The sequence below is a fragment of the Flavobacterium zepuense genome (genome assembly GCF_007097145.1).
Lineage (GTDB): Bacteria > Bacteroidota > Bacteroidia > Flavobacteriales > Flavobacteriaceae > Flavobacterium > Flavobacterium zepuense.
Map to the genome: position 1 here is coordinate 378,933 of NZ_VJVZ01000002.1, position 26,797 is coordinate 405,729.

Sequence of the window (26,797 nt, forward strand, 5' to 3'; positions counted from 1 at the left end):
AATTTAAACAGGACACATTAATAATGAAAAAGAAATTAGTAGGGCAGGTTACTGCCTATTTTAACGAGTATTTTAAAAGCGCACCGCAGTATATTTTCCTTTCACCGGGGCGTATCAATATTATAGGCGAACACGTAGATTATAACGATGGCTTTGTATTGCCTGCTGCTATAAACAAATATGTTTGCTTTGCCGTTTCTCAAAGCGAGGACACAAAATGTACACTTATTGCCAAAGACCTTGATGAAACGTATACGTTTGACCTTAACGATACCCTGGTACCGGTAGAGCAAATGTGGGTAAACTTCTTTTTAGGGGTACTACAGCAATTAAAAGACAGGGGCTTTGCCATGACAGGCTTTAATATCGTGTTCAGCAGCACGGTACCTATGGGTGCTGGCTTATCATCATCGGCAGCGGTAGAGTGTGGTTTTGGCTATGCGCTTAATAAAATTTTCAGCCTGGGCCTTAGCAAAGAAGAAATTGCCCTTATCGGACAAAAATCAGAACATACTTTTGTGGGCGTTAACTGTGGTATTATGGATCAGTTTGCCAGCGTTTTTGGTAAAAAGAACAAGGTTATAAAACTGGACTGTAACACCCTGGAATACGAATACCACAATGCCGACTTTAAAGAGTATGCATTACTGCTGTTAGACAGTAAAGTAAAGCATACACACCTTACATCGGGCTATAACGACCGCAGGAACGAGGTAGAAAAAGGCCTTGCGCAGCTAAAAGCACATTACCCGGAGGTTAAAACCTTCAGGGACCTTAACGAGGCGCAGGTAGAAGCACATAAGGAAGAGCTTGGCGATGTTATTTACCGCCGCTGCCTTTTTGTGGTGCGCGAAATTCAGCGTGTGCTGGATGCCGTTGCAGCGCTTGAGGCCAACGATTTTGCCAAACTGGGCGACCTTATGTTTAAAACCCACAACGGGCTTTCTAAAAATTATGAGGTAAGCTGCGAGGAGATCGACTTTTTAGTAGATGCCGTTCGTAATGATGAAAATGTTATAGGCGCACGTATGATGGGCGGCGGCTTTGGCGGCTGTTCTATCAACCTTGTAAAAAAGGAGGCGGTTAACGGCCTTATAGAGCGTGTAAGCAAAGAGTATAAAGAAAAGTATAACATAAGCCTTAAAGCTTATAAAGTAAAAATAGCTAAAGGTACTACCCTTTACAAAGCATAGTATGGAAGCATTTGATAATAACGAGCATCCGCACAGGCGTTTTAACCCGCTATTGGGCGAATGGATATTAGTATCGCCACACAGGGCTAAAAGGCCGTGGCAGGGGCAAAAAGAGAGCACTCAGGCACTAAACCTGCCGGAGTACGACCCTACCTGTTACCTGTGTGCAGGCAACGAGCGCTCTAACGGGGTGTACAACGATAAATATACCGATGTTTTTGTTTTTGATAACGATTTCCCGTCGCTGTTACAGGGCGAGGCCGAAGCGCCTGAGGAAAAGAGTCCGCTTTTTCAGCTAAAGCCGGAAAGGGGCATTAACCGCGTTATCTGTTTTTCGCCAAGGCACGACCTTACCATTCCTGAAATGGAAGTTAGCGCCATAGAGAAAGTAATACAGGCCTGGAAAGACCAGTACGTTGATCTTGGCAGCCGTGATTTTATAAACCACGTACAAATTTTTGAAAACAAGGGCGCCGTAATGGGCTGCAGCAATCCCCACCCCCATGGGCAAATATGGTCGCAGTCTTCGCTGCCTACCCAGGTAGAGAAGACCCAGGCCAACCTTAAAAAATACTTTGAAGAGCACGGCAGGAGCTTATTATCCGATTACCTTGCCGAAGAGCTTGAACGCAAAGAGCGCATTGTTTTAGAGAACGAGCACTTTGTGGTACTGGTTCCGTTCTGGGCCATATGGCCGTTTGAAACGCTTATCATCAGCAAAAGGCACTTTGGCAACATAACCCAGATGACTGCCGAAGAAACCGCCGCTTATGCCGATGTTTTAAAACGCATTACTGTTAAGTACGATAACCTTTTTGAAACGTCGTTCCCTTACTCATCGGGCATCCACCAAACCCCAACCGATGGGCAGGAGCACCCGGAGTGGCATTTCCACATGCATTTTTACCCGCCGTTACTGCGCTCTGCAAGCGTAAAGAAATTTATGGTAGGGTACGAAATGATGGCCGAAGCCCAAAGGGATATCTCTGCCGAGAAAAGCGCTGCCATGCTGCGCGAACTTTCTGAAACCCATTACAAACAGAAATAAATAATTTTTTAACCCAAACCCATTTTTCTAAAACCCAGGATTTTATATGAAAGCATTATCTACTGCTGACTATATCGTTTTCCTTGTTTACTTTATCGTTATTGTAGGCTACGGACTGTGGATATACAACCGTAAAAAGAAGGAAACCGAAAGCAGCAACGACTACTTTTTAGCCGAAGGCTCACTTACATGGTGGGCAATTGGCGCATCTTTAATTGCCAGTAACATTAGCGCCGAGCAGTTTATTGGTATGAGCGGCAGCGGCTTTAAGCTGGGCCTTGCCATTGCTACTTATGAGTGGATGGCTGCCCTTACCCTTATTATTGTGGCCGTATTTTTTATACCGGTATATCTTAAAAACAAGATATTTACCATGCCACAGTTCTTAAACCAGCGCTACAACGGCACTGTTGCCATGATCATGGCGGTGTTTTGGCTGTTGCTGTATGTTATTGTAAACCTTACCTCTATTTTATACTTAGGTGCACTTGCAATAAGCAGTATATCGGGGTTAGATTTTAACCTGTGTATTGCGTTTCTTGCCATTTTCTCTATCATGATTACCCTTGGTGGTATGAAGGTTATTGGCTTTACCGATGTTATACAGGTATTCTTCTTAATATTAGGCGGACTTATTACTACCTACCTGGCTGTTAGCCTTGTGTCGGACGAATTTGGCGGAAACGGCATCCTTGATGGCTTTAGCATCCTTACTACACAGGCGCAGGATCATTTCCAGATGATATTCTCTAAAGATAACGAGAACTATGCCGAGCTACCGGGGCTATCGGTACTTATTGGTGGTATGATGATCGTTAACCTTAACTACTGGGGCTGTAACCAGTACATTACCCAGCGTGCCCTTGGCGCCGACCTTAAAACGGCCCGTGGCGGACTTTTATTTGCCTCATTCCTTAAACTGCTTATGCCGTTAATCGTGGTTATACCGGGTATTGCAGCTTATGTATTGTACCAGCACGGTGGTTTCCAGACGGAGATGCTACAGGACGGATCGGTAAACCCGGACAGGGCATACCCGGTACTGCTTAACCTGTTGCCAAGCGGGCTAAAAGGCCTTTCGTTTGCAGCGCTTACAGCGGCTATTGTGGCATCGTTAGCCGGTAAGGCAAACAGTATTGCTACCATATTTACACTGGATATTTACAAGAAAACCATAAGGCCTGAGGCTACCGAGAAAAAACAGGTACAGGTAGGTAAGATTACCGTTGTGGCAGCTATGATTATTGCCATTATGATAGCGCCGTTTTTAGGTATCGATAAAAAAGGGGGCTTCCAGTTTATACAGGAGTACACCGGCTTTGTAAGCCCGGGTATCTTTGCCATGTTTATACTTGGTTTCTTCTGGAAAAGAGCTACCTCTAACGCAGCCCTGTTTGCTACCATTGGTGGTTTCTTATTCTCAATATTCTTTAAATTCCTTCCCGGCTTTGCAGATCTTTCGTTCCTGTATGAGTTTGGGTTTGCCGTACCAAATTCGGCCGGAATTTACGAAATACCGTTCCTGGACAGGATGGGCTTTGTATTTATAATATGTATTTTAGGTATGTACACCATTAGTACCATAGAAACGCGTAATGGCGTTAAAACCAATGGACTTGAGGTAGATGCCTCTATGTTTAAAGTATCTCCTTCTTTTACAGTAGGATCGCTTATAGTAATAGCAGTTACTGCGGCGCTCTACACAGTATTCTGGTAAGATTTGGAGTTTTATAAATGTTTTTTTACACACAAAAAAAGCCCTGCAATTGCAGGGCTTTTTCATTTTTACAGGCAGGTGGAGAGCTCTAACACTTCACCTTTGTAAAAATCGAACAGGAATAATTTATCATAACCGCTTGTAAAAGGCGGGTGCAGTACATCATCACTAATATAAAAGCTGTCGCACTGGCTCACCAGCCTGTCCAGTACCAAAACAAGCCATTGGGTGTTACCATCAGCGGTAAACGGGGTGCGTTGTATGGCGTTAATAATATCGTTACGGTTACAGTCTTTTACCACTACATTGGTGTAAATACCGGGTGTGGCATGCAGTTTTGTTATCTTTTTTACCTGGTTGTAAGTAACAAGTTTTCCCTGTATTGCATTAATTATTTCTTCCTCAAGCTGTAGCAGGCTCGTGGCAGTAAAGTTGTTTTTTTGCTCGTGCTGCTCTATATAATAGGCACCATCACTTTTGTTGTTAAGTACAGGCGTTATGGCGCTGTAAATATTACGAATGTAATTACTTTTGGGCGAAGCTTTAAGGCACATATCGGTAAAGGTTACCTGTATATTGCTTTGGGTGGCAGTGCTTAATAGGGCTTCATCGGTAACATGGGCATCATAAGAACAACAGCCGGAGAACTTCCATAAATTAATAAGGTTCTCAATGCGCTTGTCTTTATCAATAATAAAATCATTATCTTCAATTACGCTAATCCATCGTTCTATTGTTGCTGCTTCCATAACTACAAAAATTTATTCAAATTTACCTGTAGATAGTTTTAAGCAGCAGGTTTTTATACCAAAGGCATACTTTTTTATACCAAAGGCGTTTACAGTAAATGACGTTTCAATCAATTAAGGGTTGGTATAAAATAAACAAGGTTTGGTATAAATAAGTTTTACCTTGTGTGGGTTTTGCCGTATTTCGCATTGGATTTAAAACTATGAAGGCAGTAAGGGACATATATTGCACACAAAACGGGCTTGTAAATTTTTTTGTTGAGAAAAAATACAGGGTGTACCGCCATTTACTGATATGGATTTACCTGGCGCTCACACTGCTGGACCGTGGAGACCGTCCGGAATTTACAGAGCCTTATGATCTTTACATCCGCATTATGTGGATGGGCTATTTTCTTACAATGGTATATATTAATATGTATGTTTTAGTACCCTACCTTTTGTTTAGGGGAAAATACTTAAACTACCTTATTAAACTTATAAGCCTTATAGCAATAACGTTTGCCATTGTGCGGCAAATTCATGTTGTGTATTTCGATCAGCACAGGATATTACCAAGAACAATAAGGATTGGCGTTTACAGGGAGATTATAGCAGCGGCTAATATTATAACGCTAACAGTATTCTCTTCTACTGCCATAAAGCTTTTTCAGCGTTGGAAAGAAGACACCACCAAAATGGCAGAGCTTGAAAAAACAACGCTGCAAATGGAGCTTAAGGAGCTGAAGAACCAGATAAACCCCCACTTTTTGTTCAACATGCTTAATAATGTAAATGTGCTGGTTACTAAAGATCCTGCAAAGGCATCGCTGATTATCATGAAGTTGTCGGATTTCCTAAGATACCAGTTGTACGAGAACAATGCGGCATCGGTACAGTTATCATCAGAAATTCAGTTCCTGAACGATTTTATGGAGCTGGAAAAGATTCGCCGCGACGATTTTACCTTTGAGCTTACCGTTAACCACAAGGCGTATAATAAAGATGAGTTTAACGCGGTAACGCTGCCGCCAAGCCTGTTTATTGTGTTTATAGAAAATGCCATTAAATACAGTATCGATTTAGATAACCCATCTTACGTGCGGGCCAATTTTACCATTACCAACACCAGCCTGCACTTTACCTGCATAAACAGCAAAGCAAAGGAGCCTATAGAGTTTAGCGGAAGCGGTGGCCTGGGCCTTATAAACATTAACCGTAGGCTGGAACTTTTATATGCAGATAGCTTTGCCTGCAATGTAAAAGATACGCAATATGAATATGAAGTTAACCTGACACTGCCGCTATGAAATGTATAATTGTAGATGATGAGCCGCTGGCGCGCGAAGGGATGCTGCTGCAATTGCAGGATATACCCGATGTTACTGTTATAGGCAGTTTTAACGGGGTTAAAAAGGCCCGCGACTTTATGAAGGATAATGCGGTTGACCTTATTTTTCTGGACATACAAATGCCGGGCATTACTGGGCTGGAGTTTGCGGCTACCATACCGCGGGAAACGTTGGTAATATTTACCACCGCCTACTCGCAGTATGCATTGCAAAGCTATGAGGTAGAGGCTATAGATTACCTTGTTAAACCCGTAAATAAAGAGCGTTTGGTAAAGGCCGTGCAAAAGGCGGTGGTGTATAAAAACCTGCTAAGCGGGCAAAATGCCTCTATGGAAAGTATTGAGCAGGAGTTTATGCTTATAAAGGCAGAAAGGCGTTTTCATAAAATATTATTTAAAGACATATTGTATGTAGAGGGGCTAAAGGATTACGTGGTTATTTATGTAGAAGACAGCAAGATAATAACCGCCATGAACCTTAAAACCATACACAGCCAGATTAACCCTGCCGTGTTTGCCAGGGTAAGCAAATCGTACCTGGTAAACATAAACCATATCGATTCGTTTGATAACCATACCATATATATTAAAAATACCGAGATACCCATTGGCGATGTGTTTTGCAAAGACTTTCTGGATCTTTATTTAGGTAAGAACCTGTCGGGTAAGCTGTAGGAGTTCAGTCATCATAATCAATCAAAAAACAACCATGAAAAAAACGCTTTTTTTATTTTCATCGGCATTGCTATGCCTTAATGTAAGCGCCCAGGAGGCAGAGCCCACCAACAAACAAAAGTTTCAGTCGGCTATTGCCGATAAGTTTCCCTTTGCCAGGGTTTTTGATGTAAAGTACACGCAGTACCTGCCTAAAGACTTTGAGAGCAAACTGTTTGATGAAGATTTTATAGAAGGGCGTATCAAAAACCAGTCGAAGCTAAACATTGCCGCCAACCTGCCGGTTATAATGAAGCCAAAATGGAATGTAACGGCATCGGCAGCCTATAAATACGAACATGCTGATATAGATCAGGTTGTAGGCCTTAATGATTTGGGGCAATCTTTTAGCAATCACAGTTACGACAGACACTACATATCCGGCGCACTGAGCTTTACTTATTTTTCTACCCTGTTTAAAAAGCCGTTTATATACAATGCCAGTGTTATTACCGATGGCGATGAGCGTGCCGCCCAGCGTATAAAAGGATTTGTAGGTGGTACCATAGTAGTAAAGGCCAATGCCAAAACTAAAATTGCAGTAGGGGCCATAGTGCTTATAGACCCTGCATCGCCCGTACCGGCTGCGCCTGTATTTACCTTAGAGCACAAGTTTAATTCCGGGTGGATAATTGATATCATCCTCCCGCAAAGGGCGTTTATAAAGCACGATATCTTTACCAATGGCAGATTGTATCTGGGTACAGAGCTTATAGCCGACGGTTTTTATTTAAATTCAACCCAGCCAGGGTTTGCAAAAGTATACGATTACCGCCAGCTGGAAACGCGATCGGGCGCTACATACGAGCATTGGTTTGGCGATGGGCTAATAGGCACGTTTAAAGTAGGGCTTGCCAATGTATTTAATTCCAGGGTTACTGAGAGGGGCGAGTCTACCAACGATTATATTTTATCTACCACGCAAAACGGCACAGGCTATTTTAGCGTTGGTTTCTCGTATAACCCATTTACCAAAAGGGGAAACAAGGCGGTTAAGCAGTAGTGTATGCAAGCAATAACCTTATCAACAAGCTACTGGTGAGATAGCCAGTAAACTATTTAATAATAGCTTTTAATTCCTGCCTGTACTGCGAGGCACTCTTACCCGTAAACTCTTTAAACGATTTATTAAAGTGGCTAAAGTTATTAAAGCCGCTTTCGTAACTAACATCGGCTATACTTATAGGTTTCTCTGCCAATAGTTTACAGGCGTGTACCACACGGTATTCGTTTACAAAATGTACAAAGGTTTTGCGCGTCATCTTTTTAAAGTACCGGCAAAACGATGGCACCGTCATGCTTGCCCTCTCGGCTATGTCTTCTAATGCAATAAGATCTTTAAAATTATCTTTCACATAGTTGAACACCATATTAATACGGTCGTTATCCTGCACCTGGGTTTCCAGCGCAAAGCCCTCTGCATTAAGCACTTTGTAGTCGCGCGCCTGCTCCAGGCCGTTAAGCACTTCTATCATGGTAAGCAGCCTTTCAAACGGCATCTGGCTGCTCATAGCCTCCATCCTTTCGCCAAATTTAGCACGGGTTTCCGGCCCGAAAGCAATGCCGCCCCTGGCACGGTCAAAAAGGCTTTGCAGGTTTTTAGTTTCGGGCAAACCCATAAAAGCTTCTCCTAAAAAATCAGGTTTCATTTGTATAACTACCTCATCCTTATTGTTGGTAAGGTCATCGGTAAAGCCACAGTGCGGCAGGTTGCTGCCTATTAGTATCAGGTCGCCATCCGTATAATAAGATATATGGCTGCCTATCTGCCGCTTGCCGGTACCACCGTTTACAAACACCAGCTCTACCTCCGGGTGATAGTGCCAAACGTGCGATTTTATGTTGGCATTCTGCACATAGCGCGTGTAGGCAAAAGAACTCCCAAAAGAGGGTTCAACTACCTCAAAACTTGGCTTTAATGTTTTCATAATTTTAAACATTTTTACCTTACAAAATTAGTCAATTTACATAGATATTTGCCTTATTTAACTAAAAAACGTTTTCGTAAAGTTAATATAGCATAGATATAAGAAAATATAGATGTATATATAAATAAGGTATGTGTGTAATTTAGCATTATAAAATTAAGACAACCACTTAAAGGAAATAAATATGAAAAATGTAATGAAATTCGGGTTGGCACTGGCAATGATCTTTAGCGTTGCAGTAGTGCGTGCAAATGAAGGGTTTTCAGTAACTTCAAAAGAAGGTATGGGTAAAGTTATCAGCTTTACTATCAATGAGACAAACAGCGTTCACGTTTCTATATACAATGCAGATGGTTCGGTTATTTTTGACGAAACCACTAAAGGTAAAGACGGCAAAATAAGCAGGACTTACGACCTGAATGCTTTTCCTGACGGAACTTATTTCCTTGAAACTGAAACTGGTGCTAAAGTAGCACGACGCACTATTACCCTTACAGGTAAAAGCGCCAAAGTAGATGAAACAGCTGTTGCTGAGATTGTTAAACCGGTTGTTACAAACAAAAACGGTTTGGTTTCGGTAAATATAGCTAATACAAATAATGCGCCGGTACAAATAAAAATGTATGATGAAGCTAACAACGAGCTTTACAGCGAGACACTTAAAGGTGCTAACGTTGCTAAGAAGTTCAACATCAACAGGGCAGGCGCTAAAAATTTCACGCTGGTAATGACTTACAACAACAAAACGTTTGTTGAAACCATTGCTGCGAGATAAAATGAGGTTTGGTTATAGCAGAAATCCCCGTACTTGCGTATGGGGATTTTTCTTTATATAAACTATTGATATTCTATATATTACCAATAATAGTATCCAACACCCAGTTGGTATGCGCACCGGTTTTACCCAATGACGGGTGTATAGATTTACCCTGTAAATGATCGCGCATGTTTTGTACATGGTACAGCTGTATGTTTTCCGGGTGGGCTATTACCGCTTCCTTACTGCCCTCATTATTAGTAAGTACCAGTGAAACCTCATCAAACACGGCAAACGTAATCGTGCCTTTGCTACCGTAAATGGTTACCTTGTCTTCCCTCTCAAAAGCGCCAAAATTCCAGTTGCCCGTACCCGTAACACCATTGGTATGCAGCCAACTGGCAGCAGCGGCATCCTTAGATGTATACAAACCCTGTTGGTTGAGGCTTACGCCCGATACCTCTTTAACCTCCCCAAAAAAGTAAATGAAAAGGTCTAACCCGTGGCTGGCAAGGTCGTCAAAATAACCGCCTGTGGCTATTTTAGCATCGGTACGCCAGTTGTATTCGCCTGATATATCAACAGTTGACGGCGTTTTGGTAAGGTGCCAGTTAATGTGGCGCACCTCGCCTATCCGGCTTTCTTCTATCCATTGCTTAACCTGCAAAAAGCGGGGCAACGACCTCCTGTAATAGGCCACAAACAACGGAAGCCCCTTATCTTCAAAGGCTTGCACAATAGCCACGCATTCGGCATAGGTAGGAGCCATAGGCTTTTCTATACAGCAGGGCTTACCCGCAGCGACCACTTTAAGGGCATACAGCTTGTGGGTATCGGGTGGGGTGGCAATGTAAACAGCATCAATTTCAGGGTCGTTTATAAGAGCGTCGGCATCGCTGTAGTGCTTCTCAACACCATGACGATCAGCATAATCGGCCGCTTTGGCAGCATCGCGGCGCATCACGGCCTTCAGTTCAAAACCCTCGGTTTTTTGGTAGGCCGGGCCACTCTTGCGCTCGGTAACATCGCCGCAGCCTATAATGCCCCAGCGTATAATTTCAGGATAATTTCCCATATAATTCTTCAGTTTGGTGGCTCTAAATGTAGTAATTTTTGGGCAATTCCTGACCCAGTTTTACTTTGCATCAATTTGCAGAGTTTGCAAAATTTTGCAATGATCAGGTATTGATTTGCGATATCCTGCAACCAAAAAAGCTTAATATTTCACTTTCGGACTCTGAGTTACGCCAAAAACACCCCTAAAAACAAAAAAAGGGCTTAAGCCCTTTTTCATCAAAATATTTAGTTGAACCGCTCCCTAAATTCGAGCGGACTCTGGTTGGTTTTATTTTTAAATAACCGGCTAAACGATTGCGGCTGTTCAAAACCCAACGCATAGGCAATTTGGGAAACCGACAGGCTGGTGGTAGAAAGTTTTTCCTTCGCCTTTTCTATCAGTTTTTCGTGGATGAACTGCTGGGTAGACTGGCCGGTGAGCTGTTTTAATATCCCGCGAAGGTAGGCAGGCGACACGTTTAGCGCATCGGCGATGTGTTGTACCGATGGCAATCCGTCTAACATAAGCGTGTCACTGTCTAACATTTGGTTCACTATGGCCTCCAGGCTGTCTAACACCTCATGGTTTATCTTTTGGCGGGTAATAAACTGCCGTTGGTAAAACCGGTCGGAATAATTTAACAGGGTTTCCAGCTGCGAAACAATAATGGGCTGGCTAAAGGTATCTATCCGCTCCATGTGTTCCTGGCTGATGTTCTGCACGATCCGGTTAACCTTTACCTCCTCATCTTCCGAAAGGAGCAGCGCCTCATTAGCCGAATAATCAAAGAAATCATACTTTTTAATGGCGGTGGCAAGCGATGTACCGTACAGGTAATCCGGGTGCACCATCATCATCCAGCCCGTAGGCCGTTTAGAATCTTCGGCTATCCTGATGTTTAATACCTGGTTGGGCGCCATAAAAAACATAGTGCCCTCATTAAAATCGTAGGCATACTCCTGCTGGCCGTACTTATACACATGGTTCATGCCCCATTTTAAAGATATGGTGTAAAACTCAAACAGCAGGCTTTCCTGGCCTTTAACGGCAGGCTTGGTAACATCATCAAAATTAACGATGCTAATTAGAGGGTGTTTGGGCCTGGGCAAGCCGCGCAACGCATGAAATTCTGCTATGGTTTTTATCCTGAGGGGTACATTGGTAGTCATAAGTAGTATAAAGTTAGCAAATTAATACTCGCATATTCATTCTCACTAATTATTCGCTGTCCTGCCCAAAATAAACATCGCCATGAAGATCTTCCAACAGCCCCGGGTGCACAGGCTCCCAGCCCAACGTTGCTTGCGTAACGACGCTGGATGCAGGATTGTTTAACGATGCAAAGTGTGTAAACCATGCAAAATAACCGGCGGCCTCCTCCGGCGTTAGCGATACCAGCGGAACATTAAGCTTTTTGGCAATTGCCCCGGCAATGTCTTTCATAGGCACACCTTCTTCGCCCACTGCATGAAAACGTGTACCGGCGGTAAACGGTGCTTCTATTGCCAGGCGGTATAGCTTAGCGGCATCCAGCCTGTGCACGGCAGGCCATACATTAGTGCCCTCGTTAATAATCGCAGCCTTACCTTTTTCTTTAGCAATATTCCGCAACATCGGTACAAAGCCATGCCTGTCTTCATCGCCATGCACTGAGGGTGACAGCCGTACTACGGCAACGCGTACCCCTTTTGCTGCTACCGCATCAACGGCCAGTTCTGTAGCTGTACGGGGGTTGGTAAAGCTGTGTATGCGGCCGGCCTCGGTTAAAACATCATTATTAGCTGCCACAGCCGTGCCCGATGTTACAATAAATGGCTTATCAGTACCAATAAGCTCCCCGCCCATTGTTTCAATTACCGTTTTATCTATAGCGCAAACCTCAGGGAAACGGGTAAAATCGTGTATGAACCCAAGGTGTATAACGCCATCGGCAGCACGTACCCCTGCCTTAATGCTTTCGAGGTCGTTAAGGTCGCCCAAATGCGCCTCAGCACCGGCAGCCTTTAATTTTTGGGCTGATGCCTCAGATCGTGCCAATCCTAAAACCGTGTGCCCTGCTTTTAGTAATTCCTGTACCACTGCCGAACCTACAAATCCGGTAGCTCCTGTTACAAATATTTTCATATGGTTATAATTTCTATACCACAAAATTACAGCAACACCCAACCGAGGGTTGTAACCAAAAAGTATTTTGTTGTAACCGAAAAAATGTGTGCGTTACAGCTACCTCAACATCCTATAAAACAAAATATAACTTTTTAACCCTTTCACCTGTATTTTTAAAACATAAGCAACCATTGCAGTTAAAATGATTCAGAGTTTTAGAATTTATTAACACTTTATGCGCATTTATTTAACCCGCGTTCGTATTTTTAACCCGATTACCTAAATACGAATACACAGTTGCTCCGTTTACTTACATTACTATTCCTTTTAATTGCACCTTATTTGGCCCTTGCTCAAAACGTAAGGCATTTATCGGGTAAGGACGGCCTGCCGCAATCTTTCGTATCAGGACTGGAGCAGGACAGTTGCGGCTTTGTTTGGATAAGCACCCGCAACGGCCTGGCGCGGTATGACGGTAACCGCTTTACGGTATTTCAGCATAAGCCCAACAACAGCAGTTCGTTAGCCTCTAACGTTATTACCGATATCAAAAAAGGCTACGGCGACGACCTGTGGATAAAATATGAGTCGGGTGAATTTGACGTTTTTAATGTAAAAACGGGCAATGTACGGCATGCCCTTACGCACGATATTCTTACCAAAAACGCAATAAACATTACGATAAGGGGCTGGTGCGTATTGCCCGATGGCACCCTTTGGTACATCTCTAAAGCAGGCGTGCTGCACAGCTATAAACCCAGCGGCAAGGCAGGCTTTACAAAAAACGATTATCCTTTTACTGCCGATACCCTGCGCAGCCTGGTTACCAACAGCAAACAACAATTATGGGTGCTGAGCCAAAAAAGCATCAGCCGGTTTAATAGCATCACCAAAAAGTTTACAAGGTTTAAAATTCCGTTTGCAATGGATTTTAACGACGAGCTTGATTTTGGCGATGACCTGCCCGCCATACACGAACGCCAGAACGGCGAACTGATGTGGACCGACAGGCAGAGTATTTTCTTTTTTAACCCGGCTAACGGGGCATTCAGGAAAACACCGCTGCCTTATGCCCTTAACTACAGTATTAAGTGGATAAATACCGGGCCTGATGGCAAGGACTATTTTACGGCCAACAACATTATTTACAGCTATAGCGATGCTACAGGGCTTGCCGCCCGAAGCCGGACGGGCGTTAAGAATTTTGAGCAAACCCAGGCATTCCTGGTAGACCGCTATGGCCTTATTTGGGTAGGTGCCAATACCGATGGTATTTACCAGGTAGACCTTACTGCTAACTTTACGGCTTTTACTTATCAGAAAGATTTTGCAGCCGACCTGTTTGCCAGCGAGTTTGGTGTAGATGCCAACAGTTTTTTTAAATGGGATGTGGCAGGCAAAAAAGGCTACCTGCCCCCTGCCTACTACCTGCGCAGCACCACTAAAAACAACAGGCTGTGCATAGCGCTTATGCGCACGGTTTGCTATTATGATAATGCCACCAAAAAACTGGTTAAACTACCGCCGCTGCCTCAAAGTAGCGAGAGTTTTGCGCCCATAAGGGGCATAACCATAACAAAACAGGGCGACCCGCTGGTAGCCGACCTGCAGGGTAATTTGTTTTTGTATGATGCCAGTGCTAAAGCATGGCAGCCGTACTTTTCGTTACAGGCAGCCTTTAAACAGAACATTCAGCCGCAGGATATTTATGCCGATGACACAACTGTTTGGGTGACTACCGAAGCCAATGGTTTGATTTACATCAACATCAAAACGAAGAAAGCGCAAAGGATCATGAGGTCGTGTAAAAAGTTCTCCTTGCCTACCAACAACCTATTGGGCATAGAGCAGGATGTAGCAAATAGTAACCTGCTATGGATAGCTAGCCAGCAGGGGTTATTACGTTTAGATAAAACCATGATGCAATGCACCACCTTCTCGGTAGAGCAGGGCTTGCCCGATAATATAATTTACTCCATCCTGCCCGATAAAGCCGGGTATTTATGGCTGGGCACCAACAAAGGCCTGTGCCGCTTTGATACCAAAACCCACAAACAGCGAACCTTTACCATATCATACGGGTTACCGGGTAACGAGTTTAACCGCTTTCACAGCATGGCGCTGCCCAACGGTAAAATGGCTTTTGGCGGGATGGATGGCTGGATAGAATTTGCACCGCTATCTGTTAAAGATGATAATTTTAACCTGCCTGTTGCGATAACCGGCATCAAAATAAATAATGCCAATGCAGATACTATTGCTACGCCGCTATCGCTTAACAGCATTACCGGGTTAAACCTGCCGTACAACGAAAACTCGTTAACCATAGAGTATGCCGGGCTGCAATACAACCAGCCACAGGATATTATGTACCGCTACCGCCTTGTAGGCTATGATAATAAATGGGTGCTTGCGGGTACCAACCGTGAGGCTGTGTACACTAAAATTCCGCCGGGGCGCTACAAGCTGCGCATTAATGCCAGCAGTATGGGCAAATGGAGCAGCATGGTAAAAACCATACAGATAAACATATCGCCTCCATGGTACAACACTTGGTGGGCACGCCTTTTATACCTAACTACGGCTGTAATTGCCCTCGTGGCATTTAGTAATTACAGGATACGGCAGGCGGTATTAAAGCGCGAAATGGCGCTTAAAGAAAAAGAAACCCTGCAACTGCGTGAGCTCGATGCCATGAAAACGCGCTTTTTCTCTAACATAACGCACGAGCTTCGCACGCCGCTTACCCTTATACTTGGCCCTGCCGAACAGCTAAAGCACGAACGCGATAACGGCAATCACAACCGTTTGTTAGCTGTAATTATAAAGAATGCCAACAGCCTGCTAAACTTAACCAACCAGTTGTTAGACATGGCCAAGCTGGAGGCCGGTGCCATGAAACCGCAGCCGGTAAATGCCAACCTTACCTTGGCGATAAAAAGCATTGTAGAAACCTTTAGCGAAGACGCTGCCTTAAAAAAGATAGCCATAAATGTCATCGCGCCTGATACGGCCAACTATACCTTTGCCCCCGATATGCTGGAGCGCATACTCGGCAACCTCATCTCAAATGCGTTAAAATTCAGTCCGGAAGGTTCGGCAATAAATATAACGGTCACAAAATTAGCGGCCGGCGTACAACTCATGGTACAGGATACCGGCATTGGCATCCCTCAGGACAAGCTGCCCTATATTTTTGACCGTTTTTATAGCGAAAAGAACAGTGCCCAAAACATAACGGGTACAGGCATAGGGCTCTCGCTGGTAAAAGAATTGGTAGAGTTGCAGGGTGGCAGCGTAACTGCGCAAAACAATACCGAAGCCGGTACAGGCATGGTGTTTACGGTGTTCCTTCCGTTTAAAGAAAGCGGGGTAAGCTTTGAGCCATCACTGCCTGATATGGAAGTTATGGCTTCTGAAAATAACGATCCTGAAAAACCTTTGGTACTGGTTGTAGAAGACAATAAAGAACTGGCCGATTTTATAATAGATAACCTTGCGCCCCACTACCGCATTGCCTACGCCCCTAACGGGCACAGGGGGCTTGCGCTGGGACTGGAGCTGATACCCGACCTTGTGGTGAGCGACGTGCTTATGGAGGGCATGGACGGCTTTGAAATGTGCCGCGAACTAAAAAGCGACATCAATACCAGCCATATCCCGGTACTGCTATTAACCGCTAAGGCGGATATGGAGAGCAGGCTCGACGGCTTGTCTTATGGTGCCGATGATTACATTACCAAGCCGTTTAACGTTCCGGAATTGCTGTTGCGCATAAACAACAGCCTGGAACAGCAACGGCGTTACAGGGATTTTATACATAGCCAAATTAATATACTGCCTATGCAAGGGGTTTTGGAAACCGAAAATGTTGATCCTGACCCTTTCCTCAACAAAATTTATGAGGCGCTAAACTCCAACCTGGATAATGATGCCTTTGGGGTAGAAGAGCTTGTGGCAGCTCTGCACATGAGCCGTACCAGCCTGCACCGCAAAGTTAAAGCCCTTACAGGCATCAGCACCGGCGAACTTATAAAAGCCTACCGCCTTAAAAAGGCCGTGGCGCTGTTGCAGCACAATTTAAACATATCTGAGGTGGCGTATAAAACCGGTTTTGGCAGCCCTGCTTATTTTACGCGCTGTTTCAGGGAGTTATATGGTATAACCCCGTCGGATTTCATTAAAAAAAACGACGTTTGAAACGACGTTTACAGCATTTGAAACAGGAGTTATAGCCTTGGCATGGGCAATTAGTTAGGTTTACGGCAATTAATAAAACGTAAACTACTAACTCCTTTTTTTATGAAAAAAATTACATTGCCCTACAATGTATTTACCCCTGCCATGCTTAAAAAAGTGGCAAAAATGGTATGCATCTGTACCGGGACCTTCTTTTCCCATGCTGCCATAGCACAGGATACTCCTACCACTGTTACTGTATTTGACGAGATCCTGTTTTACGATGGCTACGCCCAAACCGTTACCGAGCCTGTTCCCGATGGCGTGATACGGCATAACAATTCGGCGTATGCCAAAAAACTTACGCAGGAGCAAATTGATGCCTTGGGCAACACCCTTATCATGAACATTACCATAAAAGCAGCCTGCGATAATTATGACAGGATAGGCAGTGCCAACATTGCCCTTGTACCTAAAAATGCCACAAGTTATAATTATAATGATGTTACCCGGATTGAGATAGGCCGCTACATTACCCCTTTTATGGATAAGAATGTAATGCCCGATGAAGTTCCGTATACCTATGATGTTGATAATGTAACCCGCATTGTAAAAGACCCTGTGCTTAGTGCACAATATGACTTTTGGGTAGAGCTGGAAGTTTTTGGTGTACCATATGCTGCAAACGAGCAAATTGCAGGCTGCGAGGGCAGGAGCGATGTGTTTTTTGGCTCATTGGAGTTTGTATCTGATAACAGCGGTACTACCGTTGATGGCGACAATTTTATGCTGCCGCTATCGTATAAATTTGAAATGAGGGATTATACTTTAGAAGGTACCGATGTACTTAACGAAACCGTAAAAACCATCAACTTTACCCTTGATGAGCCCGTACAGGATGCTAAATATTATTTAATTACATCTAACCATGGTGCCGGATCCGGCGGCGAAGAATATGTTAGGAGATGGCATTACATTTACCACGATGGCGAAGAGGTTAGCAGCTACAGGCCGGGTGGGGTATCGTGCGTGCCGTTTTTACAGTACAATACACAGGGTAACTGTATTTATTATAACTGCAACACCGGAGTACCCCTTGCCGATACCAACGCCGCATGGAGCTGGAACAACTGGTGCCCGGGCGATAAAATCCCTATACGTGTTATAGAACTGGGCAACCTTGCCGCCGGAGACCACAGCTTTAAAATAGATGTACCTGCTGCTGTATTCGCGGGTAACGATGGGCACTTCCCTATGTCGGTCTACTTACAGGGCAAAACAGGAACGCTTGCCACGCAGGAGTTCAGCACAACTGCTATTAGCGTGTTCCCAAATCCGGTAAATAACCTTTTAACCATAGAGGCCGCCAACACCGATGTTAAAAATGTAACTATAACCAACCTTGCCGGGCAAACCGTACTTACAACGACTACAAAAACAGTAGATGTTTCGCAGCTTGCAAGTGGTGCTTATTTTGTAAACATAGCGCTTAGTAACGGTCAGGCTTTGGTTAAAAAAGTCATCAAACAATAATTTTCTCACTTTACTCAATAAAACATGAAACGAAATCTACAATTTACATCAATGCAGCTTTGCAGGAACATGGCGTTGTTCCTGTTGTTCTGCACAGGCGCGGCACAAGCCCAAACGGCAACACCGGTTACAGTTACCGGCGGCTTTAACGCCGATATTATTGCAAACGGCGTAGGCAATGCATCGGCATCTACCACCCAGAGTTTTGACGAAACCAATACACGCGCGCTTGTATCGCTTGATTTCCTGGCAACAGCAGGCGGAACAGCACCAACATACGGGCTTCCGGCAAACGGCAGCATAACCAGCGCGGCAAACAGCAATGTAAGCTTTCAGCTGGCAGGCTACAGCGTAGATAATGCCTTATTCCTTACGCCATCGTATATTAATAACAGCTCACCCGATTCAGGCACATTAAGCTTTAGCGCATCAAATGTGCAAACCCTTTACGTTCTTGCCGGTACAGCAGGCGGCGGCCTTGCAACCGTGCCGCTTACTGCAACGGTAAACTTTAGCGACAATACTACCCAGGTGGCTACCATCAGCGTAGCCGACTGGTACAACGGCCCTGATTATGCCATACAGGGCATTGGCCGTATAAACACCAGCAATAACAACCTTGAGGGCGCTTTTAACAACCCAAGGCTGTACCAGGTGCCCATAACACTTACAGCGGGTAACTATAACAAAACCATTACGGGCATTACCTTTTCCCTTGCGGGAGATGCCACTGCCGAGTACGGTATGGAAATCCGCGCCTCGATACTGGCGGTAAGCGCCGTAGCTGCGCCGGCAACCGTTACAGCCGTTGCGGTAACTACAGCAGGCAGCGCACCGGCAACCATTACTACCGATGGCGGAACGCTTCAGCTTAATGCAGCCGTTACCCCGGCAACAGCAGCACAAACCGTAACCTGGAGCATTACATCGGGCAGCAGCTTTGCCACCATAACCAGCACCGGCCTTGTAACGGCAACAGATAACGGTACGATAACCGTAACCGCTACATCTACAGCCAATAGCAGCATAACCGGTACATTACAAATTACCATTACCAACCAGGTACCGCCGGCATTTTCTCCGGTTGCAATTACTGCCGGTTTCAACCAGGATATTATAGCTAACGGCGTGGGCAATGCTTCGGGAAGTTCTACAATGGGATTGGATGAAACCAACTCCCGCGCCCTTGTATCTTTAGATTTCCAGGCCAACTCATCGTCGGCACTACCTACCTATGGGCTTCCGGCAAACGGAACTATTGCCAGCGCAGGTACCGATGATGTTACTTTTCAGCTTGCCTCTTACAGTGGCAACAATGCACTGTTCTTAACGCCATCATACGTTAATAACGGCGCAACCGCCAGCGGAACGCTATCCTTTAGTGCAAGCAATGTGGGCAGCCTTTATATATTAGCATCGGCTGCGGGCGGTGGCTTACCGGCACTACAGGTTAATGCTACCATTAACTTTAACGATAACACTACGCAGGTTTCTACCATATCGGTTGCCGACTGGTACGATGGTATTGGTTATGCCGTACAGGGTATTGGCCGCGTAAACAGGACAAACAACAATTTAGAAGGCAACGCTACCAACCCAAGGCTGTATGAAATTAACCTGCCTTTAAACGCGGCTAACTATACTAAAACCATTACCGGCGTTACTTTTAACCTTAACGGTGATGCAACTGCCGAATATGGTATGGAAATAAGAGCGAGCATACTGGCCATAACTACTGCTGTTGCCCCTCCTGTAGTTACTGTTGTAAACGTAACTACACAAAACAACGCTCCGGCAACCATTACTACAAACAACGGCACCCTACAGCTTGTCGCTACCGTTACACCAACCACTCAGGCGGTTACCTGGAGCATTACAGCGGGAGCCGACTTTGCTACGGTAAGCGCAACAGGGCTTGTTACTGCTACCGAAAACGGCACTGTTACCGTTACGGCTACTACCGTTACCGGAGAAACCGACACTATTGATATTGTAATTACCAACCAGGTTACAGAGGTTACAGCTATTACCATTTCGACAGAAGATGATGCCCCGGCTACCATTACTACTAATGCAGGCACACTACAGCTTACGGCTGCCGTTGCCCCGGCTAATGCTACCGATACTACGGTTACATGGAGCATTACAGCAGGTACCGGCTTAGCAACTGTAGATACCAACGGGCTTGTTACAGCCATAGCTAACGGTACAGTTACCGTAACGGCTACATCGGCTAATGGTGTTACCGATACTATTGAAATTGTTATTACTAACCAAATTGTAGAGGTTACTGCGTTAACCATTACCACGCAGGATAATGCACCGGCAACTATCACTACCATAGGCGGAACATTACAGCTTGTGGCTACCGTTACCCCTGCCAATGCTACCGATACTACAGTGGTATGGAGTATTACAGCAGGCACAGGTTTAGCAACTGTAGATGCTAACGGGCTTGTTACGGCTATTGCTAACGGTACGGTTACCGTAACAGCTACATCGGCTAATGGTGTTACCACAACGTTTGAGGTGGTTGTAAATATACCAACTACAGGTTTAGACGGCCTTACTGCTACTAAAATTAGCGTGTACCCTAACCCTACCAACGGCATAATAAACATTAATGCTGCTACTGCTGTAAACTTTACGGTATACAATACGCTGGGCCAGCAGGTAACTGCGGGTAAAGGCACTACTGTAAACCTACAGGAAGTACAAAAGGGCATCTACATGCTGCAAATAACTTTAGAGGGCGGAGCAAGCCAAACGGTTAAGGTTATTAAAAACTAATTTTTTAATTTACGTAAATAATAAGGGCTGCCCAATGGGCAGCCCTTATTATTTACGCTGATTATTCACTAATTATAACCAGTCCAAATAAAAATAATCCCTTTAGCATAATTCATAATCCTTTTGGCTTAATCCTAAAGCAATCTTAGATATGACCTTTACACGCAAATTAAGAATCGTGTTTAACGCACACTTACATCATATCAAAATTATAATTATGAACCAAATTACTTTTACAACAGGCCCTTTGCAGCGCCTGCGGAGAGCATTTAAAGCTACGCTAACGGCGGCAATTATGCTGGTTACATTTTACGGCAATGCCCAAACCTGGGGCTACCTGGGTGCAGAAGCAGGGATATCCGGCGGCGGCGCAAGTTTCATCAACTTTGCCAAGGGGCCAACAGGCACCCTGTACATGTCCTATTATGATACATCGGTATCTAAAGGATCGGTACAGCAATATGCCTCAGGCGGATGGAGCTATGTAGGCGGCAGCGCCGGTATAACCACAGGCACGGCTACATACAACTCACTAAGTGTAGATGCCAGCGGCACTATATATTACACCAACCAGTTAGGCTGGCCGGGCAGCGGTATGGAAGTACGCTCTTTTAACGGCACAGCATGGTCTTCATTACCATCGGTTACCACAGCAGGTATTAACTACCAGGCCAGTGTGGTAAGTTCTAACGGCATACTTGTGGCTGCTAATGGCGAGGCATCGGGTACGGCAAAACGTTACGTTAACGGCGCGTGGGAACAACTTGGCGCAGCAGGCTTTGCAGGCGGCACCCCCACCTACCTTAAAATGGTGGCAGGCAACAACGGCGTTGTATACGCAAGCTATAACAACAACGGCAACGTACACGTATCTAAAATAGCAGATTCGGCTACAAGTACCGATGCATGGGAGGCAGTGGGCACGGCAAACGTTGGTGCTGCATCCAGTTCAGAAAACTACAACTCATCTATCGCTATACACCAGAACAACAATTTGTATTTAGCGTATGTGTCGGGTTCGGCAGGCGGAAACAAACTGAACGTTAAAAAATATGATGGTACAACATGGACACAATTAGGCACAGAAAACTTCTCAACAGGCAAGGTTCAGCACGTTAGTATCGCGGTTACGGCATCGGGCACACCATATGTTGTGGCAAGCAACTGGGAAGATGCCGATTTTCTTAAAAACTATGTAATGGCTTACAATGCCGGTACAAATACGTGGACGCAGTTAGGCACAGGCTTTATTTCTGCCGGGCAGGCAACATACAATGCGCTTGCTACAGACAGCGATGGCAACTTGGTATTGGCTTACGCCGATAACAGCCTTGGTAAGATTTTGGCAAGAACATACACAGTAACCGATACACCTCCTGCTACACCGGTGACCGGGGTAACCGTTACAACGCAAAATAACGTGCCTGCTACTATTACAACTGCTGCCGGTACACTACAGCTTGTGGCTACGGTTGCCCCGGTTGCAGCAAGCCAGGCCGTTACATGGAGTATTACAACAGGAGCAGCATTTGCTACGGTAGATGCCAACGGATTGGTTACAGCCACAGCAAACGGTACGGTTACGGTTCGTGCAACATCAGTAGCTGATGCAACCAAATTTGGAGAAATGGCCATAACGGTTAACATTCTGCCTGCGTGCCCATCATTGACCAGTTTATATGAAAATTTCGATACCCTATCCTGCTGTGCAATGGGCGTTGTACCAACCTGCTGGAATAGTTTATTGTTAGGGGGCGCAAGCCAGATAATCTCAAGCACGCAGCCCGCTTCCGGCACAAGCCAGATCTACCAGAATGGCTATGGCGCGGGTAAAATCTCAATTGTGGCTTTACCGCATTTCAGTAACGTTAATGCCGGTACACACCAGTTCAGGTTCAAGGCAAAAGCTAACAGCGGCCCGGGGATATTGGAATTTGGTTACATTACCGATGTTAACGATGCAACTACCTTTGTAATTATACAAACCATTACCATTAGTAACAGCAGCTACACCAGTACGGATGCTGAAAGAACTTTTACAGTTCCTACAACAGTACCGGCTGATGCAAGGTTAGCAATAAGGAACCCAGGTACAACATGGGCCGGTATGTACTGGGATGATGTGTATTGGGAGCCAATACCGGTAACCGTACAAATAGCCACGCAAAATAATGCCCCGGCTACTATTACAACTAATGCAGGTACACTACAGCTTGTAGCTACAGTTACCCCGGTTGCGGAGGCGGTTACATGGACGATCTCTACAGGTACAGGACTTGCAACTATTAATGCCAACGGGCTTGTTACAGCCATTGTTAATGGTACAATAACCGTTACTGCTACAACAGCCGGTGGCGCTACAGATATGTTTGATGTAGTTATTACCAATCAGGCGGTTTTAGCAGCAGCTATAGAGATAAGCACCCTTAACAACGTAGCTGCTACGATAACTACCAACGCAGGTACATTACAATTAGTAGCTACCGTTACCCCTGCTAACACTACCGATACTACGGTTACATGGAGCATTACCGCAGGTACAGGACTTGCAACTATTGATGCAAACGGACTTGTTACGGCCATAGCAAACGGTACAATTACGGTTACCGCAACATCAGCTAACGGCCTTACCGATACGTTTGAAGTTGTTATTACCAATCAGACTGTTGAGGTTACTGCCATTACTATTTCTACCGAAGATGATGTTCCCGCAACGATAACGACAGCAGCGGGTACCCTACAGCTTATTGCAACTATTACCCCTTCGAATGCTACCGATACTACAGTTACATGGAGCATTACAGAAGGGTCTGAATTTGCAACCATAGATGCTGACGGACTTGTTACGGCTGTAGCTAACGGAACTATTACGGTTACGGCAACATCAGCTAATGGTGTTACCGATACTTTTGAAGTTGTGATAAACATCCCTACAACAGGCCTGGGCGATGTTAGTATTACTATGTTTAGTGTATACCCTAACCCTACCAACGGCGTGCTAAACATTAGCGCCAGCCAGGAAATAACAGGCTATACAGTTTATTGTAACTTAGGCCAGCAGGTTACGGCAGGTAAAGGGTCACAGATTAATTTACAGGGTGTACAAAACGGCATGTACTTAGTACAGGTAACTTTTAATGGCGGTGCAAACAAAACCGTAAAAGTTATTAAACAATAAACCAATTTTCCTTTATTTTTTAGCGAAGGCTGCCTGTATGGGCAGCCTTCGCTTTTTTTATAACGTGTATTGTATTGAAATGCAATTTTATATAGATTTGCCTTAATCATCATCAATCAAAAAAATCAAATCAAAATGAGGTATGTAATTGCATTTTTCTTTCCGTGGCTCTCGCTGTTTTTGCAGGGCAAGATACTATCGGGCATTGTTTGCCTTATTTTACAAATAACACTAATTGGGTGGATACCCGCTTTTATATGGGCCGTAACATCGCTTAACCGCATGTATGCCGACAGGAGGACCCATAAGGTTATCCGCGCCATGAGAAGGGCGTAAGCAATTTATTAGACTTATGTTTTAAGTTTCGTGAACCCCGGAGGGGTGGCATATCTATAGAAAATTCGTGTTTATAACAAAAGAGCTCCGGAGGAGCGGCATAAATGCCGCTCCTCCGGAGCTCTTCCAATTTTGAAAGAATATCAGCTATAGATTAACGCTTCTCTGAAGCTATATTCTTATTTTGAACTACAAAGAACTTATCTCCATTTGTTGTTCGCTTATGTACCAACGATCTTTAATTTGAACGGTTTGCGGAATAACCAAACTGTAATTTTTACCGGCTGCCGTAGCAAACTGTATGGTTATCTTAGTGATTTTAGTCATTATAGGCAACCCCTCCTGCCCTTCGTTTAACTGAATTTCGTCGTTTATGGTCAGGATGTTCGTTATCCTGGCGCCCTTAAGGCTTATACCCTGCCTGTTAATTTCGTATTGCAGCGTTTCAAAACTATTAACGGCGTTATCGGTCCCAATGGTTGATGCCTCATCGATCATTGCATCGGTATACACACTTTCCTTATCAACACTTTTAATAAAAAAGGTTAGCGCGGTAACATCGGGATAAATTTGTTTAAAGCCCGCCAGGTCGTTATTGGCAGTAGCCCTAAAAAAGCGTTCAGCAAGTTCGTGGGGTGTAGATTGTCCAGCGGCAAATCCGCAATACAAAAGCAATAAGTAAAATAATTTCATACCCTAATTTAGTTGGTTAGTTATATAACGCCAAAATGCAGTGGTAATATATACATTTTCAACAAATAAATTAAAATGGAAGCCCAGTTAATTGCTTAGATTTCTATTCTTTTAAAGATATAAACTTCTTATATTCTGCATTAGCAATAGAGTCCAATTCTAAACTGCTATAGTACTTTAAACAGGCTGAAAGAATAAACTTTTTTTTCACGTTTGTTTTACCATCTTCATCTTCAAAAGGCAATACTACTTGTGGTAAATCCCCAACTACTTTTTTACCTAAAAGATACGCTCTGTCCAGAACAATTGGAGTAAGTTCATCGTAAACAACAATTGGATCTTTTTTTCTAATTTGCCTGATAATAGTATCAGAATATCCTTCTGTAATGCAACCACAAAACACATGGGTTTTATAAGCATCAGTCCAATCATTTGTCAAAATGTGTGTATCGTTTATCTTACGGGATGCGCATCCCGTAAGAGTAATAATCAAAATTATAAATGCATATTTCATAGTTAACTATTCTAAAATCTAAGATTGCAACGCCTCAAAGAAATAACTACGTGTTTACTGCCTATTATTTTAAGGCTAAAAATTTTCTGTATTCTGCGTTAGCAATAGAATCTAATTCCTTACTCTTGTAATAGTGAAAGCAGGTAGCCATGTAATAATTTTGCCCCTCGGTACAATTTTCACACATAGATGGGGGAGGTATGTCCTTTGAAATCAATTTACCTAAACTCCTTGCTTTTTGCAGGCTTTCTAAACTTAAGCCATCATAAGGATTTAGCGCATCTTTCTTTTCAATTAATTTAAAGATAGAATCGTGTGCATAGCTTTCCTTTAAACACGTTATAAAGGCCTGGTCTTTGAAAGCATCGATCCAGGGGTTATCTGCACGATTGTAATCAAAATTAGAATAACTGTTTTTTGCACAACTATTTAAAATTAATATAAAACCTAAAAAGAATATATATTTCATATACCCATATTCTGTTTTTGGGTAATCACATCTCTGCATAACCAACAATACTAAATTTAGCTTTTTTTAAAAGAATTTTCCTTTTTTTAAGGTCACGCTTATTAAGTACATATATAACTCTTTTTGTTTCATTTAATTTTAGAATAGTAAAAAGGAAATCTGTCACTCCTATTGTATCAATAAAATCTGCATCAATAATTTTAGACTTATTTGTTTTTAAAAAATCTTTCCGTTTTACAATTCTATTCAATTTCTTATCAGGAAATTTTCCGTCTTCTTGTGTCCAAATTGTTAGCTGTTTGGACGGCGCTTCACTAAACTCATAAAAATTCAGAGAAGTGCTTGAAGATGATTGTAGTGTGAATTTAGTGAATTTTTGAACTTTTAATTGCGCTGTTTCTTCTAAAAGTAAATATAATGTATCTTGGGTTTTGATATATTCGGCGTCTTGGGCGAGGCTCTTAAATGCAATAAATATGAACAGGAGAATTTTTTTCATAACTTTA

At 43.8% G+C, this 26,797-nt stretch carries 21 protein-coding genes; 12 read left to right on the forward strand and 9 right to left on the reverse strand.

Features of this window, described 5'->3' with window-relative positions; all coding sequences use genetic code 11:
- Positions 1 to 23: 23 nt before the first annotated feature.
- From galK to FMM05_RS04545, 3 genes are read left to right on the forward strand one after another with little or no spacing between them, the layout of a single operon-like run.
- Positions 24 to 1,193: a galactokinase gene (gene galK / locus FMM05_RS04535; RefSeq protein WP_143372147.1), complete on the forward strand. Its 1,170-nt coding sequence runs from the start codon at positions 24 to 26 to the stop codon at positions 1,191 to 1,193.
- A gap of 1 nt (position 1,194) precedes the next feature.
- A complete protein-coding gene (locus tag FMM05_RS04540) occupies positions 1,195 to 2,241 on the forward strand; it encodes a UDP-glucose--hexose-1-phosphate uridylyltransferase (RefSeq protein WP_143372148.1) in 1,047 nt (348 codons plus the stop codon).
- A 46-nt stretch (positions 2,242 to 2,287) separates the two neighbouring features.
- The gene (locus FMM05_RS04545) at positions 2,288 to 3,958 is read left to right on the forward strand and encodes a sodium/sugar symporter (RefSeq protein WP_143372149.1); all 1,671 of its coding nucleotides are present in this window, start codon (positions 2,288 to 2,290) and stop codon (positions 3,956 to 3,958) included.
- 68 nt (positions 3,959 to 4,026) lie between these two features.
- On the opposite strand, the gene FMM05_RS04550 is transcribed toward FMM05_RS04545, so the two are convergent.
- Positions 4,027 to 4,707 (reverse strand): hypothetical protein, encoded by a 681-nt coding sequence (locus FMM05_RS04550; protein WP_143372150.1) that lies wholly within the window; start codon positions 4,705 to 4,707, stop codon positions 4,027 to 4,029.
- Positions 4,708 to 4,910: 203 nt separating this feature from the next.
- On the opposite strand from FMM05_RS04550, the gene FMM05_RS04555 reads away from it, so the two are divergent.
- Genes FMM05_RS04555 through FMM05_RS04565 form a run of 3 tightly spaced genes read left to right on the forward strand, consistent with a single transcriptional unit; the run spans position 4,911 to position 7,754 of the window.
- Positions 4,911 to 5,996, forward strand: a complete 1,086-nt coding sequence (locus FMM05_RS04555; RefSeq protein ID WP_143372151.1) for a sensor histidine kinase — start codon at positions 4,911 to 4,913, stop codon at positions 5,994 to 5,996.
- Positions 5,993 to 6,712: a LytR/AlgR family response regulator transcription factor gene (locus FMM05_RS04560; RefSeq protein WP_143372152.1), complete on the forward strand. Its 720-nt coding sequence runs from the start codon at positions 5,993 to 5,995 to the stop codon at positions 6,710 to 6,712. The genes FMM05_RS04555 and FMM05_RS04560 overlap by 4 nt, the downstream gene beginning before the upstream one ends.
- Positions 6,713 to 6,746: 34 nt before the next feature.
- Positions 6,747 to 7,754 (forward strand): hypothetical protein, encoded by a 1,008-nt coding sequence (locus FMM05_RS04565; protein WP_143372153.1) that lies wholly within the window; start codon positions 6,747 to 6,749, stop codon positions 7,752 to 7,754.
- A gap of 52 nt (positions 7,755 to 7,806) precedes the next feature.
- Here the strand turns inward: FMM05_RS04565 and FMM05_RS04570 are convergent, their stop codons facing one another.
- Complete coding sequence (locus FMM05_RS04570) at positions 7,807 to 8,679, reverse strand: AraC family transcriptional regulator (protein ID WP_143372154.1); 873 nt, start codon at positions 8,677 to 8,679, stop codon at positions 7,807 to 7,809.
- Positions 8,680 to 8,863: 184 nt separating this feature from the next.
- Between FMM05_RS04570 and FMM05_RS04575 the strand changes: the two genes are divergently transcribed.
- Positions 8,864 to 9,454, forward strand: a complete 591-nt coding sequence (locus tag FMM05_RS04575; protein WP_143372155.1) for a T9SS type A sorting domain-containing protein — start codon at positions 8,864 to 8,866, stop codon at positions 9,452 to 9,454.
- A 73-nt stretch (positions 9,455 to 9,527) separates the two neighbouring features.
- Here FMM05_RS04575 and FMM05_RS04580 read toward each other — a convergent pair whose 3' ends face one another.
- The 3 genes from FMM05_RS04580 to FMM05_RS04590 all read right to left on the reverse strand — a co-directional run bounded on the left by FMM05_RS04580 (position 9,528) and on the right by FMM05_RS04590 (position 12,617).
- Positions 9,528 to 10,511: a Gfo/Idh/MocA family protein gene (locus tag FMM05_RS04580; RefSeq protein ID WP_143372156.1), complete on the reverse strand. Its 984-nt coding sequence runs from the start codon at positions 10,509 to 10,511 to the stop codon at positions 9,528 to 9,530.
- Positions 10,512 to 10,738: 227 nt separating this feature from the next.
- Positions 10,739 to 11,662, reverse strand: a complete 924-nt coding sequence (locus tag FMM05_RS04585; protein ID WP_143372157.1) for a helix-turn-helix domain-containing protein — start codon at positions 11,660 to 11,662, stop codon at positions 10,739 to 10,741.
- Positions 11,663 to 11,711: 49 nt separating this feature from the next.
- A complete protein-coding gene (locus tag FMM05_RS04590) occupies positions 11,712 to 12,617 on the reverse strand; it encodes an SDR family oxidoreductase (RefSeq protein WP_143372158.1) in 906 nt (301 codons plus the stop codon).
- Between the two features lie 324 nt (positions 12,618 to 12,941).
- On the opposite strand from FMM05_RS04590, the gene FMM05_RS04595 reads away from it, so the two are divergent.
- From FMM05_RS04595 to FMM05_RS04615, 5 genes are all read left to right on the forward strand, one after another.
- Entirely contained in the window at positions 12,942 to 16,799 is a 3,858-nt protein-coding gene (locus FMM05_RS04595; RefSeq protein ID WP_143372159.1) for a hybrid sensor histidine kinase/response regulator transcription factor, read from the forward strand.
- Positions 16,800 to 16,901: 102 nt separating this feature from the next.
- Positions 16,902 to 18,311 (forward strand): peptide-N-glycosidase F-related protein, encoded by a 1,410-nt coding sequence (locus tag FMM05_RS04600; RefSeq protein ID WP_143372160.1) that lies wholly within the window; start codon positions 16,902 to 16,904, stop codon positions 18,309 to 18,311.
- Positions 18,312 to 18,335: 24 nt separating this feature from the next.
- A complete protein-coding gene (locus tag FMM05_RS04605) occupies positions 18,336 to 21,101 on the forward strand; it encodes a beta strand repeat-containing protein (protein ID WP_143372161.1) in 2,766 nt (921 codons plus the stop codon).
- A gap of 217 nt (positions 21,102 to 21,318) precedes the next feature.
- Complete coding sequence (locus tag FMM05_RS04610; RefSeq protein WP_185965501.1) at positions 21,319 to 24,279, forward strand: beta strand repeat-containing protein; 2,961 nt, start codon at positions 21,319 to 21,321, stop codon at positions 24,277 to 24,279.
- Positions 24,280 to 24,414: 135 nt separating this feature from the next.
- Complete coding sequence (locus FMM05_RS04615; protein WP_143372163.1) at positions 24,415 to 24,615, forward strand: YqaE/Pmp3 family membrane protein; 201 nt, start codon at positions 24,415 to 24,417, stop codon at positions 24,613 to 24,615.
- A 189-nt stretch (positions 24,616 to 24,804) separates the two neighbouring features.
- Here the strand turns inward: FMM05_RS04615 and FMM05_RS04620 are convergent, their stop codons facing one another.
- The 4 genes from FMM05_RS04620 to FMM05_RS04635 form a co-directional block, all read right to left on the reverse strand.
- The gene (locus tag FMM05_RS04620) at positions 24,805 to 25,308 is read right to left on the reverse strand and encodes a hypothetical protein (RefSeq protein WP_143372164.1); all 504 of its coding nucleotides are present in this window, start codon (positions 25,306 to 25,308) and stop codon (positions 24,805 to 24,807) included.
- 103 nt (positions 25,309 to 25,411) lie between these two features.
- A complete protein-coding gene (locus FMM05_RS04625) occupies positions 25,412 to 25,822 on the reverse strand; it encodes a hypothetical protein (RefSeq protein ID WP_143372165.1) in 411 nt (136 codons plus the stop codon).
- A 64-nt stretch (positions 25,823 to 25,886) separates the two neighbouring features.
- A complete protein-coding gene (locus FMM05_RS04630; protein WP_143372166.1) occupies positions 25,887 to 26,291 on the reverse strand; it encodes a hypothetical protein in 405 nt (134 codons plus the stop codon).
- Positions 26,292 to 26,316: 25 nt separating this feature from the next.
- Positions 26,317 to 26,790: a hypothetical protein gene (locus FMM05_RS04635; RefSeq protein WP_143372167.1), complete on the reverse strand. Its 474-nt coding sequence runs from the start codon at positions 26,788 to 26,790 to the stop codon at positions 26,317 to 26,319.
- Positions 26,791 to 26,797 lie beyond the last annotated feature (7 nt).

Excerpts from the sequence above, each read along its gene's own strand:
- FMM05_RS04605 (WP_143372161.1), top strand. The coding sequence starts at position 18,336 with ATGAAACGAAATCTACAATTTACATCAATGCAGCTTTGCAGGAACATG.
- FMM05_RS04590 (WP_143372158.1), bottom strand. The coding sequence starts at position 12,617 with ATGAAAATATTTGTAACAGGAGCTACCGGATTTGTAGGTTCGGCAGTG.
- FMM05_RS04570 (WP_143372154.1), bottom strand. The coding sequence starts at position 8,679 with ATGAAAACATTAAAGCCAAGTTTTGAGGTAGTTGAACCCTCTTTTGGG.
- galK (WP_143372147.1), top strand. The coding sequence starts at position 24 with ATGAAAAAGAAATTAGTAGGGCAGGTTACTGCCTATTTTAACGAGTAT.
- FMM05_RS04550 (WP_143372150.1), bottom strand. The coding sequence starts at position 4,707 with ATGGAAGCAGCAACAATAGAACGATGGATTAGCGTAATTGAAGATAAT.
- FMM05_RS04585 (WP_143372157.1), bottom strand. The coding sequence starts at position 11,662 with ATGACTACCAATGTACCCCTCAGGATAAAAACCATAGCAGAATTTCAT.
- FMM05_RS04620 (WP_143372164.1), bottom strand. The coding sequence starts at position 25,308 with ATGAAATTATTTTACTTATTGCTTTTGTATTGCGGATTTGCCGCTGGA.
- FMM05_RS04540 (WP_143372148.1), top strand. The coding sequence starts at position 1,195 with ATGGAAGCATTTGATAATAACGAGCATCCGCACAGGCGTTTTAACCCG.
- FMM05_RS04600 (WP_143372160.1), top strand. The coding sequence starts at position 16,902 with ATGAAAAAAATTACATTGCCCTACAATGTATTTACCCCTGCCATGCTT.
- FMM05_RS04575 (WP_143372155.1), top strand. The coding sequence starts at position 8,864 with ATGAAAAATGTAATGAAATTCGGGTTGGCACTGGCAATGATCTTTAGC.
- FMM05_RS04625 (WP_143372165.1), bottom strand. The coding sequence starts at position 25,822 with ATGAAATATGCATTTATAATTTTGATTATTACTCTTACGGGATGCGCA.
- FMM05_RS04630 (WP_143372166.1), bottom strand. The coding sequence starts at position 26,291 with ATGAAATATATATTCTTTTTAGGTTTTATATTAATTTTAAATAGTTGT.
- FMM05_RS04565 (WP_143372153.1), top strand. The coding sequence starts at position 6,747 with ATGAAAAAAACGCTTTTTTTATTTTCATCGGCATTGCTATGCCTTAAT.
- FMM05_RS04545 (WP_143372149.1), top strand. The coding sequence starts at position 2,288 with ATGAAAGCATTATCTACTGCTGACTATATCGTTTTCCTTGTTTACTTT.
- FMM05_RS04560 (WP_143372152.1), top strand. The coding sequence starts at position 5,993 with ATGAAATGTATAATTGTAGATGATGAGCCGCTGGCGCGCGAAGGGATG.
- FMM05_RS04580 (WP_143372156.1), bottom strand. The coding sequence starts at position 10,511 with ATGGGAAATTATCCTGAAATTATACGCTGGGGCATTATAGGCTGCGGC.
- FMM05_RS04635 (WP_143372167.1), bottom strand. The coding sequence starts at position 26,790 with ATGAAAAAAATTCTCCTGTTCATATTTATTGCATTTAAGAGCCTCGCC.
- FMM05_RS04555 (WP_143372151.1), top strand. The coding sequence starts at position 4,911 with ATGAAGGCAGTAAGGGACATATATTGCACACAAAACGGGCTTGTAAAT.
- FMM05_RS04615 (WP_143372163.1), top strand. The coding sequence starts at position 24,415 with ATGAGGTATGTAATTGCATTTTTCTTTCCGTGGCTCTCGCTGTTTTTG.
- FMM05_RS04610 (WP_185965501.1), top strand. The coding sequence starts at position 21,319 with ATGAACCAAATTACTTTTACAACAGGCCCTTTGCAGCGCCTGCGGAGA.